The organism is Polaromonas sp. AER18D-145, from assembly GCF_002379095.1.
Taxonomy (GTDB): Bacteria; Pseudomonadota; Gammaproteobacteria; order Burkholderiales; family Burkholderiaceae_C; genus Polaromonas.
This window is the reverse complement of the sequence record NZ_NBZV01000028.1, coordinates 18,510-35,897: the sequence shown is the minus strand read 5'-3', so window position 1 is coordinate 35,897 and position 17,388 is coordinate 18,510. Positions and strand designations below refer to the sequence as shown.

Annotated in this window: 11 protein-coding genes; 4 read left to right on the top strand and 7 right to left on the bottom strand. The window is 66.5% G+C overall.

Translation table 11 applies throughout. From position 1 onward, the window contains the following. Positions 1-54 precede the first annotated feature (54 nt). A complete protein-coding gene (locus tag B7G52_RS14515; protein ID WP_096698272.1) occupies positions 55-3,636 on the bottom strand; it encodes an indolepyruvate ferredoxin oxidoreductase family protein in 3,582 nt (1,193 codons plus the stop codon). Positions 3,637-3,813: 177 nt separating this feature from the next. Here B7G52_RS14515 and B7G52_RS14510 point away from each other — a divergent pair, with 177 nt between their 5' ends. Further along, entirely contained in the window at positions 3,814-4,299 is a 486-nt protein-coding gene (locus tag B7G52_RS14510) for an Lrp/AsnC family transcriptional regulator (protein ID WP_096698271.1), read from the top strand. A gap of 62 nt (positions 4,300-4,361) precedes the next feature. Next, the gene (locus B7G52_RS14505; RefSeq protein ID WP_240523468.1) at positions 4,362-4,988 is read left to right on the top strand and encodes a hypothetical protein; all 627 of its coding nucleotides are present in this window, start codon (positions 4,362-4,364) and stop codon (positions 4,986-4,988) included. On the opposite strand, the gene B7G52_RS14500 is transcribed toward B7G52_RS14505, so the two are convergent. Next, positions 4,985-5,338 (bottom strand): hypothetical protein, encoded by a 354-nt coding sequence (locus B7G52_RS14500; RefSeq protein WP_096698269.1) that lies wholly within the window; start codon positions 5,336-5,338, stop codon positions 4,985-4,987. The genes B7G52_RS14505 and B7G52_RS14500 overlap by 4 nt on opposite strands. Beyond that, the gene (locus tag B7G52_RS14495) at positions 5,335-6,489 is read right to left on the bottom strand and encodes a murein transglycosylase A (protein WP_371329023.1); all 1,155 of its coding nucleotides are present in this window, start codon (positions 6,487-6,489) and stop codon (positions 5,335-5,337) included. Before B7G52_RS14495 ends, B7G52_RS14500 begins: the two co-directional genes overlap by 4 nt. Here B7G52_RS14495 and B7G52_RS23645 point away from each other — a divergent pair. After that, positions 6,488-6,637: a hypothetical protein gene (locus tag B7G52_RS23645; RefSeq protein WP_170954775.1), complete on the top strand. Its 150-nt coding sequence runs from the start codon at positions 6,488-6,490 to the stop codon at positions 6,635-6,637. The genes B7G52_RS14495 and B7G52_RS23645 overlap by 2 nt on opposite strands. On the opposite strand, the gene B7G52_RS14490 is transcribed toward B7G52_RS23645, so the two are convergent. The 4 genes from B7G52_RS14490 to B7G52_RS14475 are packed head-to-tail and all read right to left on the bottom strand — an operon-like array spanning position 6,632 to position 14,344. After that, complete coding sequence (locus B7G52_RS14490; protein WP_096698267.1) at positions 6,632-7,258, bottom strand: response regulator transcription factor; 627 nt, start codon at positions 7,256-7,258, stop codon at positions 6,632-6,634. The genes B7G52_RS23645 and B7G52_RS14490 overlap by 6 nt on opposite strands. A gap of 26 nt (positions 7,259-7,284) precedes the next feature. Then, positions 7,285-9,363, bottom strand: a complete 2,079-nt coding sequence (locus B7G52_RS14485) for a nitrogen regulation protein NR(II) (RefSeq protein WP_240523467.1) — start codon at positions 9,361-9,363, stop codon at positions 7,285-7,287. Then, positions 9,360-10,166 carry a carbon-nitrogen hydrolase family protein gene (locus tag B7G52_RS24145; protein ID WP_096698265.1) on the bottom strand — a complete coding sequence of 269 codons (807 nt, stop codon included), beginning with the start codon at positions 10,164-10,166 and terminating at the stop codon, positions 9,360-9,362. Before B7G52_RS24145 ends, B7G52_RS14485 begins: the two co-directional genes overlap by 4 nt. Positions 10,167-10,168: 2 nt before the next feature. Then, positions 10,169-14,344, bottom strand: a complete 4,176-nt coding sequence (locus B7G52_RS14475; RefSeq protein WP_096698289.1) for a YhdP family protein — start codon at positions 14,342-14,344, stop codon at positions 10,169-10,171. Between the two features lie 63 nt (positions 14,345-14,407). Between B7G52_RS14475 and glnE the strand changes: the two genes are divergently transcribed. Beyond that, positions 14,408-17,260, top strand: coding sequence for a bifunctional [glutamate--ammonia ligase]-adenylyl-L-tyrosine phosphorylase/[glutamate--ammonia-ligase] adenylyltransferase (glnE, locus tag B7G52_RS14470; RefSeq protein WP_096698264.1), 2,853 nt, complete (start codon positions 14,408-14,410; stop codon positions 17,258-17,260). Positions 17,261-17,388: the final 128 nt, after the last annotated feature.

Genomic DNA, 17,388 nt, shown 5'->3' with positions numbered 1-17,388 from the left:
GCCAGCCGGGCTTTTTCAGGTCGGACGCGCCCCCCGGCCCCGCCCGGCGGGTCCTCAGGCAGCCCGCTGGCGCTCGCTGGAGGCCGGCTGGCGGAACGCCGCCATCGCCGCGCTCCATGGTTGCTGGACAGCCTCGACATGGCGCGCCTTGACGTGGCCATACCCCTTGATGAGCTCCGGGATACGGGCGATGTCAAGGGCCGCGGCATGGTTGGCCGCATCCAGCGTGCGCAGCACTTCCTCGATGCTGGCCTCGTACCGGGCAATCAGTGCACGCTCCATCCGGCGTTCTTCGGTGCGTCCGAACGGGTCCAGCACCGTGCCGCGCAAGCCCTTGAGCCTGGCCAGCAGCTTGAAGCCCGTCAGCATCCAGGGGCCGAATTTCTGCTTCTGCAGTTCGCCCCTGTCGTTTTGCTTCGCAATCATGGGCGGCGCGAGGTGATAGTTGAGTTTGAAGTCGCCCTCAAACATCGCGTCGACCTTCTCGAGAAAACTGCGGTCGGTGTGCAGGCGCGCGACTTCGTACTCGTCCTTGTAGGCCATCAGCTTGAACAGGTACTTCGCAACGGCTTGCGTGAGCAGCGTTTTTCCCAGCGCCGATTCCGCCTGCTGGACGCGATTCACCAGATTTTCGTAGCGCTTTGCATACGCCGCGTTCTGGTAATCCGTCAGAAAGGCCACGCGGCGCGCCACCAACTCCGGCAGGCCCTGGCGCGGGGCCGGCATGCTGATGACCTGCGCGGAGGCAAACAGCTTTTCCACCGAGGGCAGGTCGTGGGCCGCGCGCCGGCCCCACTCGAAAGCCGCCTTGTTGTTGTCCACCGCGACCGCATTGAGTTCAATGGCGCGCATCAGCGACGCGTATTCCAGCGGGATCCAGCCCTTTTGCCAGGCGTAGCCCAGCATCATCGGGTTGGTGTAAATGCTGTCGCCCATCAGCTTGATGGCCGCTGCGTCGGCATTGAAGGCACCGACACCGGCCACCCCCACGGCCTTGGCGATCTCCGCGGCGCAGGCCTCGGCCGGGTTCTGCCAGTTCGCGTTGTGCACAAACGCCGCCGTCGGCGTGCTGTGGGAATTGAGCGCCACGTGGGTGCGGCCTTCGCGCATGCGCAGCACCGTTTCCTTGCCGGCCGCCACAATGGGGTCGCAGCCGATGATCAGGTCGGCGCCGGCCATGCCGACACGTGTGGTGCGGATATCGCCCTGGCTCGCGCCTATCAGCACATGGCTCCAGGTCGCGCCGCCTTTTTGCGCCAGGCCACCGGCGTCCTGCGTGACGATGCCTTTGCCTTCGATGTGCCCGGCCATCCCCAGCAGCTGGCCGATGGTGATGACGCCTGTGCCGCCAACGCCGGCCACCACGATGCCCCAGACAGCGCCGTTGACGCCTTGTGTCGCGGGAATCTGCGGCTGCGGCAAAGGACTCATTTCAAAAGGTGAAGTCGCCTTGCCTTTGGCCTTCTTCTTGAGCTGGCCGCCCTCGACGGTCACGAAACTGGGGCAGAAGCCCTTGAGGCAGGACATGTCCTTGTTGCAGGTGGACTGGTTGATCTGGCGCTTGCGGCCGAACTCGGTTTCCAGCGGTTCGACGCTCAGACAGTTGGACTGCACGCTGCAGTCACCGCAGCCTTCACAGACCAGCTCGTTGATCACCACGCGCACCGCCGGATCGACCAGGGTGCCGCGCTTGCGGCGCCGGCGTTTTTCGGTGGCACAGGTCTGGTCGTAAATGATGACCGTGGTGCCCTTGATCTCGCGGAACTGCCGCTGGATGGTGTCGAGCTCGTCGCGGTGGTGCACCGTCACGCCCTCGGCCAATGCCACGCCGTCGTATTTTTCCGGCTCATCGGTGACCACGACGATTTTGGCCGCGCCTTCGGCCCGCATGGACTGGGCAATCTGCACCACCGAGAGGCCTTCCGGCCGCTCGCCGATCTGCTGACCGCCGGTCATGGCCACCGCGTCGTTGTAGAGAATCTTGTAGGTGATGTTCACGCCCGAGGCAATCGACTGGCGCACCGCCAGCGAGCCGCTGTGAAAGTAGGTGCCGTCACCGAGGTTGGCAAAAATATGCTGGTCGGTCGTGAACGGCTGCTGGCCGACCCAGGGCACGCCCTCGCCGCCCATCTGGGTGAAGCCCGACGTGCTGCGGTCCATCCACAGTGCCATGAAGTGGCAGCCGATGCCGGCCATGGCGCGCGAGCCCTCGGGCACCTTGGTCGAGGTGTTGTGCGGACAGCCCGAGCAAAACCAGGGCTGGCGGTCGGCCTTGACTTCCAGCACCTGCAGCGAGCGTTCCTTGGCTTCCAGAATCGCCAGCTGCGCGTCGATGCGCGCCGTCATGTCGCTGTCCAGGCCCAGCTTCCTGACGCGCTGCGCAATCGCCTTGGCAATCAGCGAAGGCGACAGGTCGGCATTGGCACGCAACAGGGTGTTGGCCGTCGGGTTCGGCATGGACCATTCGCCGCCGCTGAAGTCCCCCTCGACCTCGTTGAACTTGCCGTAGATGTTGGGCCGCACATCGGCGCGCCAGTTGTAGAGCTCTTCCTTGAGCTGGTACTCGATGACCTGGCGCTTTTCCTCGACCACCAGGATTTCCTGCAGGCCGGTGGCAAATTCGCGCGTGCCCTGCGCCTCCAGCGGCCAGACCACACCCACCTTGTGCAGGCGGATACCGAGCTGGCGGCAGGTGCTGTCGTCCAGGCCCAGGTCGATCAGGGCCTGGCGCGTGTCGTTGTAGGCCTTGCCGCTGGCGATGATGCCAAAGCGGTCGTTCGGGCCTTCGATCACGTTGTAGTTGAGCCGGTTGGCACGGATGTAGGCCAGCGCGGCATACCACTTGTAGTCGAACAGGCGCGCTTCCTGATCCAGCGCCGCGTCGGGCCAGCGGATGTGCACGCCGCCCGGCGGCATCTGGAAATCAAGCGGAATCTTGATCTGCACACGCTCGGGGTCGATCGTCGCGGTGGCGCTGGATTCGACAATTTCCTGGATGGTTTTCATGCCGGCCCAGACGCCGGAAAAGCGGCTCATGGCAAACGCGTGCACACCCAGGTCCAGGATTTCCTGCACGTTGGTCGGGAAAAACACCGGCAGGCCGCAGGCCTTGAAGATGTGGTCGCTCTGGTGCGCGGCGGTGGAGCTTTTGGCCACATGGTCATCGCCGGCCACGGCAATCACGCCGCCCCAGGGTGTGGTGCCCGCCATGTTGGCATGTTTGAACACGTCGGAGCAGCGGTCCACGCCCGGGCCCTTGCCGTACCAGATGCCGAACACGCCGTCGTACTTGTTGGTGCCCGGTGGCGAAAAGCCCAGCTGCTGCGTGCCCCACAAGGCCGTGGCGGCGAGCTCTTCATTGACGCCGGGCTGGAACACGATGTTCTGCGCCTTCAGGTAGCTCGATGCCTTCCACAAGGCCTGGTCGTAGCCGCCCAGCGGCGAACCGCGGTAGCCGCTGATGAAACCGGCGGTGTTTTTGCCCTGCAGGGCGTCGCGCTGACGCTGCAGCATGGGCAGCTTGACCAGCGCCTGGACCCCGCTCATGAAGGCCTGACCGTAATCGAGGCTGTATTTGTCGTCGAGCGTGACCGTCTCGAGCGCTTTGCGAATGTGTTCAGGAAGGGGGGCGTTCATCTTGTCTCCAGTCGTGGGGCTGACACCGCCTTTTGGGCAGAGCGAAAAGGCTTACACCCGAATAGGGTGATGCCTCTATCTATGAATAAAGTGTAGGCTCGATGGTCAGATAAGTCTTTGCTTTTTATGCCTTGTTTAACGCGTTTCAAGAAAGATTCTTGCTTAAAATTGCCTGCTATGGAAACACTTGACAAGTTCGACCTCGCGATCCTGAATGAATTGCAGACCGACGGCCGTTTGAGCAACGCCGAACTCAGCACCCGCGTCGGCCTGAGCGCCGCACCCTGCTGGCGGCGCGTCAGGGCACTGGAGGAAGGCGGCTTCATCAAGGGTTACCGCGCGGAGATCGACCGCCACAAGATCGGCTTGGGCGTGCTGGCCTTTGTGCGCCTGGATGCTGACCGCAACACGGGCGATGCAACCAGCGCGATGGAAGAGGCGATCCGCAAATTGCCTGAGATCATCGCCTGCCACTACATCAGCGGCACCGGAACCTTCGAGTTGCAGGTGGTGGCCCGGGACCTGGACAGTTTTTCGCGTTTCGCCCTGAAAAGCCTGCTGAACCTGCCCAATGTGAAGGACATGCACACCAGCTTTTCCCTGGGCGAGATCAAGTCCAGCAGCGTGCTGCCTCTGGGCCACTTGTCAGAGAAAACACCATGACACCCCGCATAACGTCTCTTTGCCGCTCCAAACCCTTGGCTGCCCTGCTTGCAGTGCTTTTTATGGCTCCAGCCCTTATTTCATGGGCGCAACCAGCTCCTGATTTGATAGCAACTCAGTCGCCCTTGCCGATGCGCAACCTGCAGATCGAAGTACGCCAGGTGCGCGACACCCGCGTTTCCCGGAACACGCTGGGCGCCGCCGGCACGGTGCGGCTGCAGCCTGGCCAGTCTGGAGGCCAGGTCCACCTCGAAGCGCAAAGCAGCCAGCGAACCGGGTCGGACGACGTGGCCCAGCGCCTGCTGGTACTGAACGGCCGCAGCACCAACATCATGCTGGGCACCAGCGTGCCTTTGCGGCTGCTGCACAGCTTTGTGCAAAACGGCATCGTGCGTTATGGCAGCGGCACGGTGCTGGTGACCGCGGGCAGCGGCTTTGCTGCCAGGCCACTCTGGCGCGGCGGCGACAGCGCCGAGCTGGAACTGGCTGCCGTGCAAAGCCCGCGCAGCGCGACTTCGCCACCCACGGATTCCCGCGTGATGACGACGCTGGTTGCGCCGCTCAACGAATGGGTGACCGTGGCCCAGTCGGATGAAGACGGCACTGGCAGCAGTTCCGGCTTGTTCAATAACACACAGTCGGCGACCCGCTCGACGCTGACGGTGCAGCTGCGGATTTCGGTTCGTTAGGGACCTTCTTTTCCATCGCGCACGCAGCGCGCCACCAGCGGCAGCAGCGGGTAACGCAGCACCGCCTCACGCCCGCCCAAACCCAGGCCAAACTCGGCGCGCATGCGCGGGTTGCTGTACACGGGCTGCGAGGCACCTTGTCCGCCTGCGTCGCGGAAAAGCACGTCGGAGGCGCGCGAATTCTCGATCAGCGCGCTGTCATCCACAAACCTCACGCTGAAGTCGATGCCATGTTCACAGCGGTAACGCGCGGCCACTGACCCGGTGCCGGTGGCGGCGCAAGCCGAGAGCAAGGCCACCGCAGCGAGCAGCAGGCCGCAGCGGGTCAGGGCGCGGGACGGCAGGCTCATTTGGGCCACAGCACCCACAGGCGCAGGGGCTGGTTCACCCGGCTGGCCAGCTCGCCGGCTTGCGGCCCTGTCCCGGCAAAATAGTCGGCCCGCACGGCACCCACAATGGCGCTGCCCGTGTCCTGCGCGATCACGAGTTTTTGCAGGTCCACCGCCGCGCCGCGCGAGGCGAGCCAGACCGGCGTGCCGTAGGGGATGCTTTCCCGGTCCACGGCGATCGAACGGCCGGGCGTCAGGGGCACCCCCTGGGCGCCGCGCGGGCCGTAGGCCGCGTCCATCTCGCTCAGGGCCTCCTCGCGGAAAAAGATGTAACGCGGGTTGCTCCACAGCAGTTGCGACACGCGCTGCGGATTCTGCGCGGCCCAGGCCTTGGTGGATTCGGTCCAGGGCGCGTTCATCCGGCCCTGGCCCTGCTCCATCAGCCACTGGGTGATGCTGCGAAAAGGCTGGTCGTTGGAACCGGCAAACGCCACCCGCACGGTGCGCTGCGCGCCACCGGCGTCGGTGATGGCCAGCCGGCCCGAGCCCTGGATATGCAGCGACATCGCATCAATCGGATCGGCCAGCCAGGCGATTTCCCGCCCGCGAAGCGCAGCCTGCGCCTCGGGCAGCGTCTCGATTTCCTGCCGGGTGTACCAAGACTTGCGGCTGCCCAGGCCGGCCGGAGGCTGGTACAGCGGCACCGGGTAAGCGGCGCCGGGCTGCCGGCTGGCCCTGAGCACGGGTTCGTAATAACTGGTGAGCAGTCCTTCGGCCGTGCCTTGCAGGGTTTCGACGCGGTAGGGCTGCAGCCGGCCCACCATCCAGGCGCGCTGCTCCGCCCCTGTCGCAATGCTCAGGCGCCGCACTTCGCCACACAGGGGGGCAAACACCGGCCCGGGTCGCTCACAGCTTTTGAGCCAGGCGTTCCAGGCCTCAAACAGCGCGTCATTTTCAAACCCCGGCAGTTCGCTCCAGGCCACCGGCACCCAGCGGCTCTTGCCGCGCACCATGGCGGTCGCCTCTGCGCCTGACCCGGGACGCGCAGGCACGCTGGCCGCGGCGGGCGCCGAAGGCAGGGGTGCAGGCACGGGCGCCGTCGCGCAGGACACCAGGCCCAGCACGGCGGCGATAATGACAAATGTCGGTGTTATCCGGGAAAAAACAGTCATGGCCTTACTTTTACTCGAAGCCCTGGGGGCCTTGCTCATTCTGGTTTTCATTGTCTGGTGGACGATGTTCTCCGGCCGCAGCAAGGGTGAACTCAAGAGTGACGACCAGCGCGATGCGCCACCGGAAAAACCCGGCGATCCGCTATAAATTGCGGAGCAGATTCGCCAGCTCCACCGCCGACTTTACCTGCATTTTGTCAAAAACCCGGGCCCGGTGCACTTCCACCGTGCGCACGCTGATGTCGAGCTGGTCGGCCACCAGCTTGTTCGGCAGACCCTCCACCACCAGCGCCATCACGTCGCGCTCCCGCTCGGTCAGGCCGTCAAGGCGCGCACGCAGGCCGGTGTGCTCGCTGAGCTCGGCCAGCGCCCTGGCGGACTGCATCAGCGCCTGCTCGATGCGGTCCACCAGGGCATTGTCGGAAAAGGGCTTCTCGCAAAAATCGAAAGCACCACGCTTGACGGCATCGACCGCGGTCGGCACGTCGGCGTGACCGGTCAGAAAAATCACCGGCAGGGTGGGCAGCAGGCCATACCCGATCAGTTTTTCGAACATGGCCAGCCCGCTCATGCCGCCCATGCGCACATCGAGCAGGGCACACGAGGGCGAACTGACGGAGAACGGCCCCGAGATCCGCTCGTCGAACGCCTCGGCGCTGGCAAACGTCTCGCTGGTCAGGCGCCGCGAACGCAGCAGCCAGGCCAGCGCCTCGCGCACGCTGGCATCGTCATCCACGATGTAGACCGTGGCATTCTGGATGGGCTCCATGGCAACTCCTTCCCGCAGGCGGGGTTTCAGGCGGACACTTCGGCCGCCACGACGGCGGTGACAGAAGCCGGCAATGTAAAGGTGAAAATCGTACCCTGAGGCTGGGCCGCCTCAAACCCCAGAAACCCGCCGTGCTGCTCGATCACCGTGCGGCACAGGCTCAGCCCCAGGCCCATGCCTTCGGCCTTGGTCGTGAAGAAGGGTGTGAACAGCTGGCGCGCCACGTCCTCCGAAATGCCTTCCCCATGGTCGATCACGGCAAACTCCACCCAGCGGCTGTGCGCATTGGAGGCGGCCGGCCGCACGCGCAGGATCAGCAGCTTGTCAGTGCGCCGGCTCTTGTCCGGCGACTGCATGGCCTGCATGCCGTTGCGCGCCAGGTTGAGCAGCACCTGCTCGACCATGGTCCGGTCGCACAGCACCGGCTCGCAGCTTTCGTCCACCTGGATCAGCACCCGGACTGCCAGCTTGCGTGCCTGCAGGCTGACCAGCGGCAGCACCGCGTCCAGCAGGGCGCGCGGCGCAACGGGCTCGCGCACCTGGTCCCGGCGACGCACAAAGTCATGCACGCTCTTGATGACCTTGCCGGCGCGTTCGGCCTGCTCGGCGATGCGGCGCATCGCCAGCTGCAGGTCCTGGTTGTCAGGCGGTTGCGGTTCGCCGGCCACCGCGCTTTGCAGCAAATTCAGCGAGCCGGTCGCGTAGCTGGAAATGGCCGCCAGCGGCTGGTTCAGCTCGTGGCTCAGCAGCGAAGCCATCTCGCCGACCGTGGCCAGCCTGGCCGTGGCCTGCAGCCGGTCCTGGCTGGCCCGCGACAACTCCTCGACGCGCCGCTGTTCGCTGACGTCGAGGATGGCGCTCATCCAGCCGGTCTGCTTGCCCACGGCGTTGATCAGCGGCGCCTCGATGATCAGCACCGGAAAACGCGAACCATCCCGGCGCATGAAGACGGACTCGAAGCCTTCCCGCGGCAGGGTCGCGCCGACGGCCAGTCGCCGCGCCTGCCGCTGCTCGTACTCCTCGACCTGCTCGGGCGGCCAGTAAGGCGGCGGCGTGCCGTGCTTGAGCAACTCGCCGGCCTCCAGCCCCACCATCTGGCAAAAGGCCGGGTTCACATAGGTCACGCGACCCTGCAGGTCCCTGGCCCGCATGCCGGTGACCAGCGAATCCTCCATGGCCTTGCGAAAGGCCAGCGCGTCGGCCAGGTCGTGCTCGACCTTCAGGCGCCGGCGCATGTCGCGCCCGAGCAGCGCCAGCACGGCAACCAGCGCCAGCGACATGGCCGCCACCAGCGCGGTCAGCAGGTTGGGAAACAGGGCCGGCGTTCCGAGCTGGCGCTCCAGCCGGAGAACCATGGTGTTGCCCGGCAAATCGAGCAGCTGCTGCGCGACATAGACGCGGTTGCCGCGGGCCGGGTTGCCGTACATGGCCAGGCGCGTGCCGTCGGCCTCGGTGAACGCCAGGCCGTGGCCACGCGCCAGCTGCCGGCCCACCAGCTCGGACAACATCTCCTGCAACGAATAGGTCGCCAGCAGGTAGCCCGCCAGTTGCCCGCCGGCCAGCACCGGCAGGCACATGTCCAGCACCTCCAGCCCCAGCCCGTCGGCCTGCGGCAGGAAGTAGCTGCTCGAATAGGCCGGGCCGCTGAAACGGCGCGCCGCCGCGCAGGCAAAACTGACGTCGGTCTGCGCGCTGGCACGCCCGAGCCGCTCAAACACCGAGGGCCGGTAAGGCGTTTCCGCATAGGAAACCGGCGCCAGCGCCGCATCGCGCCACTCCAGCCGCAACATCTCCCGGTGCTCGTGCAGCAGCGCGGACGCGGGCACACGCCAGGCGGCCGGGTCCGGGCTGCTGGCCTGCAGGGCCTGGATGCCCTGGACGTTGCGCGTCAGTGCGGCACGAATGTCGGTGGTCGTCTGCACCGCGTCCTGTTCCAGCCGGCTTTGCACCTGGCTGGACTCGTAACGCCCGGCGAGCCAGACCAGGGTGGACAACAGCCCGAGCAGCAGGGCCACCAGCAGGGCCCACAAACCCCAGCGCCGGCTCCAGCGCCGCCGGTCCGAAGACGGTTCGCCGCGGTTGACCGCTTCGTAGTGCTCGCTCACAACACCCCGTGGTCCAGCGCGGGCAGCTGCAGCCGAACCGCGCGCAACCTGGCCGCGCTCACCTCGGCCAAGACCACGGCGGGGCCCTGGGCCTGCTCGCCCAGCACTTCGCCCCAGGGATCGACCACCAGGCTCTGGCCCCAGGTGCGGCGCCCGTTGTCATGTGCACCCCCCTGGGCCGCAGCCACCACATAGGCCAGGTTTTCAATCGCCCGCGCCCGCAGCAGGACTTCCCAGTGGGCCTGGCCGGTGGTCCGCGTGAACGCGCTGGGCACCAGCAGCAGGTCCGCCTTCATGGCCCGGTACAGCTCGGGAAAACGCAGGTCGTAACAGACGCTCAGGCCGACCCGGTAACGGTGGCCATCGGCCGAGGGCAGCTCGAAGGTCACCGGCGCTGCGCCGCTTTCAATCACACGCGACTCGTCGTACTGCTCCAGCCCATTGTCAAACCGGAACAGGTGAATCTTGTCGTAACGCGCGACGCACTGACCCGTGGGCGCATACACCAGCGAGCTGTTGCGCACATGCTGGCGGTCGCTGGCGCCCAGCGGCACGGTGCCGCCCACAATCCAGAGTCCCAGCTCGCGCGCAGACCGCGCCAGAAAATCCTGGATCGGGCCCTCGCCGGCGGCCTCCTGCACAGCGAGCTTGTCGGTGTCCTTCAGGCCCATCACGCAAAAATACTCGGGCAGCACCGCCAGCTCGGCGCCCTGCGCGGCAGCGCGCTCCAGCAACTGCCTGGCCATGGCCAGGTTGGCGGGGACGCTGGTCCTCGAGACCATTTGAAGGGCGGCGACGTGCATGGCTACTTCCTTGCTCCGGTATCCTCGTCGGGCTTCTCGCCGGGCTTGACCTCGGCCGCGGCCTTGCGATCCACCTTGGTGATTTTCGGGTTGGCCCAGGTGCCGTCAATGTGGAATTCCTGGGTCGCCGCCTCGGTCAGCGGGCGCCGCAGGAAATACTGGGCGAGAAAAGACCCCAGGCCAATCGCCGGATTGATGACGGTGGCAATCAGTGACGCGGTGCCGGCGTTGATCTCCGGCACCACCACCACCGTCAGGTCCTGGGTTTCCCTGGCGATGTCGGCTTTGCCTTCCATCAGCACGGCGGCATTGACGCCCTTCATCTGCAGGTTGTTGGTAAACGCCAGGCCCTGGTTGATGGTGACGTCGCCGCGCACGAAGTCAAAGGAAAAACCGTCCGAAAACACGTCGCGGAAATCCAGCGTCAGGCGCCGCGGCAGGGCCTGCAGGCTGAGCACCCCGAGCAGCTTGGCAATGCCCGGTTCAGCCTTGAGAAACTGGCCCGAGGCCACGTTCACATTGAACTGCCCGCTCAGGCTCGGGTAATCCAGGCTCAGCGGCGAGCCGACCCAGGCGATCTGGCCTTCGAGCTTGCCCTTGCCGCGACGGATCACATCGCTCATGCCAAAACGCTTGAGCAACTCACCCGAATCGGCAATGTCCAGCCTGAAATTCATCACGCTGCGGCGCCGCTCGGGTTGCAGCCGCGACCCGCCCGCAGCCACCGGCTGCTGCGCATTGACCGCCACCCAGTTGCCGGTGGCTGTCAGTGTGGCCTCCGGCACGATGACATTGAGCTTGTTGAGCCGCCACTCCCGCACGCCCCCTTCGCGGGCCACCGTCCCGGCGCCGCGGTTGATGGCTTCAATTTCAACCCGGCCCAGTTTCTTGCCGCGCAGCTCCAGGTCCTCCACCACGATGTCGAGCGCCGGGACGTTGGCAGGCTGCTCGTTGAGGATGGCCTCGACCTCGCTGGCCGTGCTCTGGCCCAGGCTCAGGCGCGACAGACGCGCATACAGCCGACCGTCACCCGCGCCGCCGGGCTGGCGGAACTCGACATACCCGTTGAGTTCGGTCGCGTCGATGTTGGCACGCCAGGTCAGTCCGTCCCGCGAGCCACCGAGCACGACGTTGTTGAGTTTTCGCCCGTCGAACACCAGCTCCCTGGCACGTATCGCCATGGTGGTCGGCAGATAGCCCAGCACGGCGCTGGCGGGAGTCAGTCGCTCGCCCGGCGCCGCCGGCCCCGGGCTGGCGGCCAGCACTTTTTCCCAGGCATCGATGTCAACACTCGCGAGATTGATGTTGGCGGCCACCCCGGCCTCCGGCACCGGCGCACTTTCACCGGGCTCCAGGCCGATGGCAATGCCACCGCGCAACACACGCGGCTCCGGCCCACTGATGTCGCGCAGGTACTGCACCGAGGCCAACCGCCCCACGGTCAGGGACAACTGGTCCTGCAGGGCCTGCCCTGTGGTCGCGCCGCGCACGACCGTGTTGTCAAAACGCACGGGCAGGGCGGCCTCGGCGCTCTTGTTCAAGGGCGCCGGCAGGCTCAATGCCATGCCCTGCAGGTTGCTGGACACACTGATCTCGGTGGCGCCGCGCCGGAACCCGAGGCTGGCGGTGTAGGCGGCGCTGCCGCTGGCGCGGCTGCCCAGGCGCGACGCCAGGTCCAGTTCTTTGGCCTGACGCAACCCTTCAGCGCTCAGGGTGCCCTGGGCCCGAATGAGCACGGTCGCATCCGGAAACTCCGCGGGCCGGGCCACGCCGGCCTGCGCTGTGCGCGTGCCCCCCTCCAGGCGGACGTCGCCGCCCAGCAGGCGCGCCTGCCCGCCACTGATGGCAAAACCGCTTTCGGTGAAGCTCACCAGCGCCTTCGCGCGCGTGAGCTGCGGCGTGTCCGGTGTGAACTGCACATCATTGCCCGCCAGGCTGACGCTGCCTTTCACCTTGGACTTGTCGAGGTTGGCCAGCGGCAGGCTGAGTTCAAGCTTGTAGCCGGCCACCCCGGTCGCCACGGTTTTGGCCAAGGCCCTGTCGGTGATGTCGGCCAGCGGCGAGGTATTGACGACCGCCACGGCCTCGGCCAGCGGCCCTTTGATCTCACCCACCACCTGCACCGTGGCCGCGTGCATGAGGTCAGGAATCCGGGCGTCGGCCTTGACCACCTGCAGGCCGGGAAAACCGGCGATCCGTCCCGTCGCGCCATTGACCTGCATGGAGGCACGGTCGAACACCAGTTCGCCATCGAGCTCGCTCAGGGCCGGCCAGGCGCTGGCGTCACGCGGCTGTATCGACCGGGGCACATAGGCCAGGGTGGCCTTGGCCACCCTGGCCGACACCCGGAACTCGCCGAGCTTGGGGTTGGCAAACGGCATGTCATTCAAATTACCCTTGAGCCGGAATTTCACGTCGCTGAGCGCGCCCTGGGTCACCGCATCACGCACATAGTGGCGCACCGTGTCCGGCAGGATCAGGGGCAGGTAGCGATGCACCCGGCCGCCGTCGCCGCGGCTCAGGCTGCCCTGCAAATCCAGCACACCGGGAAAGCGGGCGTCATGGGCAGCGCCGCCGGCAGTCGCCGCCGGTGCGTCTGCGGTGTGCCAGCTGGCCTGCGCGCTGCCCTGGGCATCAGCGTTGGCAAACACCAGGTTGCGCAGCTGCAATTCAATTTTTGGGCCGGCCAGCTTCCATTGGGCGTCGGTCGACAACTGGTCGAACGGCAGGCGCGGGTCTTCGAAAATGCCAGGCAAATGCAGCTCGCCCTTGGTGATCCTGACTTTGGCCTGTCCACCCTGCTGGGTCAGGTCGAACTCCACCGCCGCGCCCCGCACCCCGGGCCGGGCGCTTGTCCCCTGGGCCGCTGCCTGGGGTGCAATTTCAAGCTGCGTCACCCGGCCCTTGGCGGCATAGGCAAGAGGCGCATCGAGCGCGCCCTGCCAACGCGCTTCAACCACGTCCACCAGGCCCTTGGGCATCAGCGAGGTCAGCATGGCATGTGCCGCATCGCCCAGCGGCAGCCGGCTGGCAATCAGCGCCAGCGCGGCCAGATCGAGCTTGTCCGCCCGGAACTCGCCACGCGCGGCTGCCTTGCCTTCGGCACCGGTGTAGACCAGCGACACATTGCCGCCCGGCCACTGCAAACCATCGCGGGTGCGAAACTGCAGCCCCTCGGTGGCGAACTCGAAGCCGTTGGCAAACTGCCGGCCGCCAAAACGGCCGCTCACGGCCTGCAGCGCCAGCGGCTGCAGGGCCTTGCCCAACTGCGCATCCACCTCCAGCAGGGCCACATCGGCCGTGCCGCCGGTGATCTGCCCGTCGCTGACATCCGCCCAGGCCCGCAATGCGCCGTTGCCGGCCCGCAGGTCGATGCCCAGGCTGGCCAGGTCGGCGTAACGCTTGACCTCGGACACATCGACCCGCCCGAACTCGGCATACATCTGCCCGGCCCAGCGGCGCCACTGTCCGGCGCCGCCCGACCACAACGGCTCGCGAAACACACCGCGCAGGCTGAAACGCTCACCCCAGGCGGGCGGCGGGGTCGCATCCAGGCGCATCAGGTGGCGCCGGCCCGGGTTGCGCAAGGTCCAGTCCACCTCGGTCAGGGCCAGCAGCGGGACCTGCCGCAGGTCGTCGGTCCAGCGCACCGTACCGCCGCGAACGACAAACTCGGTTTGTGAAAAAACCCAGTCGGCAATGGCGCTGCTGTCGTCGTTGGGGTCGCGCGACACATCCAGGCCGGCCACATAAATCTTGCCGTCGGGCGTACGCCGGATATCGAGCTCGGGCCGGTCGATGTAAAGCTGCTCAAAACCCAGCCCCCACAGGGAGGACGGCGAAACGGCCGCCAGCACACGCGGCAGGCGCAGGGCTTCGCGCCCCTGGGCGTCCAGCAGCGCGACATCGCGCAACTCAAAGGACGGAATCAGCCCACCCGGCCGGGCCGTGATCTGGCCGATGCGCACTGGTACACCCAGGGCCTGGCTGGCTGCTGTTTCCAGGCGCGGGCGGAATTCACCGATTCGCGGCACAATCCAGCCGTGCAGCACGGCCCAGGCCGCGCCGAAAAGCACCCAGAAAGCCAGCACCAGTCCCAAGGCCAGGCGGGCAACCAGCGCGGCAATTTTGAGACGTCGAGAGGCAAGCGCCGGCTGGGAGGGTGTCGTTTGATCCATGGACATGAGAATTATGACCTTCAGCGCTTCCGTCCGTTCAATGCAACCCAGGGAAGTCCTGTAATGTCCATGGCATCGATCGACCTTTCGGCCCCGCCCCTGGCGGCATCGGGCTACTCGCGGTTTGTCCAGCGCATACGGCGGCGTTACGCTGACGAGCTGGCCTTGTTGCCCCCCGGCGCACCCGAGCGGGCCGGCATGCAGATCACCTACGACGCCTTGCAGACGCGCGGACTGGACACCGGCGCGGCCCTGCGGGTGCTGCGCCAGCTCGTCATGGAGCGCCTGGTGGTTCTCGACTGTGACGGTGGCCAGGCGCCGCTGCAGGTCATCACCAAAGCCATGACGGAGCTGGCCGAGCTGGCGCTGGACATCGCCATCTGCGAGTCGCGCAAGCCGCTGGATGCGCTGCATGGCGCCCCGCAGGCGCTCGACATGCCGGGCGTCCCGGCCGGGCAGCGCGCCCAGCTGTGGGTGATCGGCATGGGCAAGCTGGGGGCCAGGGAGCTCAATGTCTCCAGCGACATCGACCTGATCTACGTCTATGACCACGACGGCGAGACCACCGGCCGCGAGGATGGCCGCGGCGTCATTTCCAACCATGAATATTTTGCGCAACAGGTCAAGGCCATCTACAACCTGATTGGCGAGGCCACCGAACACGGTTTTGTGTTCCGGGTGGACCTGGCCCTGCGGCCCAACGGCAACTCGGGCCCGGCCGCCGTCTCACTGGGGGCGCTCGAAGAATACTTCCAGGTCCAGGGGCGCGAATGGGAGCGTTTTGCCTGGCTCAAGAGCCGGGTGGTGGCGCCGCTCGAATGTATCCAGAATGGCTCGGCCCAGGCCATGCGCGGGTCGGTCCTGCCTTTCGTCTTCCGGCGCTACCTCGACTACAACGTGTTCGACGCGCTGCGCATTTTGCACCGGCAGATCCGCGAACATGCCGCCAAACGGGCCGCCGGCCACCCCGAGCGCGCCAACGACGTGAAGATGTCGCGCGGCGGCATCCGCGAGATTGAATTTACCGTCCAGCTGCTGCAGGTCGTGCGCGGCGGGCAGTTCCCCGAGCTGCGCACCCGCCCGACGGTCGATGCGCTGCAGCGCGTGGCGAGCGCCGGGCTGATGGCGCAGGCCACGGCCGAAGCACTGATGCGAGCCTACGATTTTCTGCGCCGCGTCGAGCACCGCATCCAGTACCTCGACGACCAGCAGACCCATGTGTTGCCGACGCGCGATGACGACCTGGCCTGGATCGCCCAGACCCTGGGTTACAGCAGCTGCTGCCCGTTTCTGAGCGAGCTCGACACGCACCGGGAGCTGGTCGCCCAGGAGTTCGACACGCTGCTGGGCCAGAAAAGCGAGTGCAAGGGCTGCGGCAAGTCGGCCCCGGCCGCACCGCAAAACCTCGACGAGCTGCTGGAAAAACTCGCGGACCAGTGGCCCGACAAATTTCGCGCCCGGCTGGAATTGTGGCGCGAACACCCGCGCGTGCTGGGGCTGCGCGACGACGCCAGAACGCGCCTGACGCGGCTGGTGCAGCGCACCGCCCAGTGGCTGCTCGAAGGCAAGGTCGGCGAGGAAGCGGCGGTGCGCATCATCGACTGGATCGAGCCGCTGCTGCGTCGGGAGAGTTATCTGGCGCTGCTGGTGGAACGTCCCGCCGTGCATGAGCGCCTGCTACGCCTGCTGGGCGCGGCCAAGTGGCCGGCGCGTTACCTGCTGCAGCACCCGGGGGTGATCGATGAGCTGGCCAGCGACGCCATGCTGCATGAACGTTTTGACGCCGCCGCCTTCATGCAGGAACTGCAGCAGCGGCTGGCCGCCCTGCGCCGCACCGGCGAGGACGACGAGGAAAGCTGCCTGAACCTGTTGCGCCGTGCGCACCATGCCGAGCTGTTTCGCACGCTGGCGCGGGACGTCGAAGGTCAACTCACGGTTGAACAGGTCGCCGACGACCTCAGCGCGCTGGCCGAAGCCGTGCTCAAGGTCACGACCGACTGGTGCTGGCAGCGGCTGAAAAACCGCCACCGCGAGACACCGCAGTTCGCCATCATTGCCTACGGCAAGCTGGGCGGCAAGGAGCTCGGCTACGGCAGCGACCTGGACATCGTGTTCGTCTACGACGACGAGGACGAGCGCGCCTCGGAGGTGTATGCCGCTTTTGTGCGCAAGCTGATCAACTGGCTGACCATCAAGACCGGCGAGGGCGACCTGTTCGAAATCGACACCGCCTTGCGGCCCAACGGCAACTCGGGGCTGCTGGTCACGCGTTTCGAGGCCTACGCCAATTACCAGCAGCAGCGCGGCAGCAACACAGCCTGGACCTGGGAACATCAGGCCATCACCCGCGCGCGTTTTGTCCAGGGCAGCGACTCCCTGCGCCAGCGTTTTGACGCCGTGCGGCTGGCCGTGATCAGCGCCGCGCGCGACATCCCGGCCCTGAGCCGCGAGATTGTCGCGATGCGCGAGAAAGTGCGTGCCGCCCATCCGGTTAAACGCCCCCACGCTACGCTGCCCCCCGAGGGGGCTCCCGCGCCTAGGGGCGGCCCGTCGGCGCTCAAGGGTGAAAAAACCGGGGAGAAATTCGACGTCAAGCACAGCCCCGGCGGCATGGTGGACGCCGAGTTCGTCGTGCAGTTTCTGGTGTTGTCTCAGTCGCGCAGCCACCCGGAGCTGGCCGACAACGTCGGCAACATCGCCTTGCTGCAGCGCGCCGAAGCCGCCGGCCTGCTGCCTGCCGGCCAGGGCCAGGCGGCGGCCCGCGCCTACCGCGCGCTGCGCCGGGTGCAGCACCAGGCGCGCCTCAATGAAGAGCCGACCCAGGTGGTGCCGTCGGCGCTGCAGGCCGAACGCGAGGCCATTCTGGCGGTGTGGCGCACGGTGTTCGAAGCCGGCGAGCCCCACGCCGGCGCCTGAACTCTTCTGGAAACGGACGCTTCGGGGCCATGGACTCGGTGCGGGGCCCCGGGCGTCCGCCCCCGCCCGCCGCGCATGAAATTGAAACAATTGTTTTAATTAGATCAATCGTTTGATTTATGTGGTCC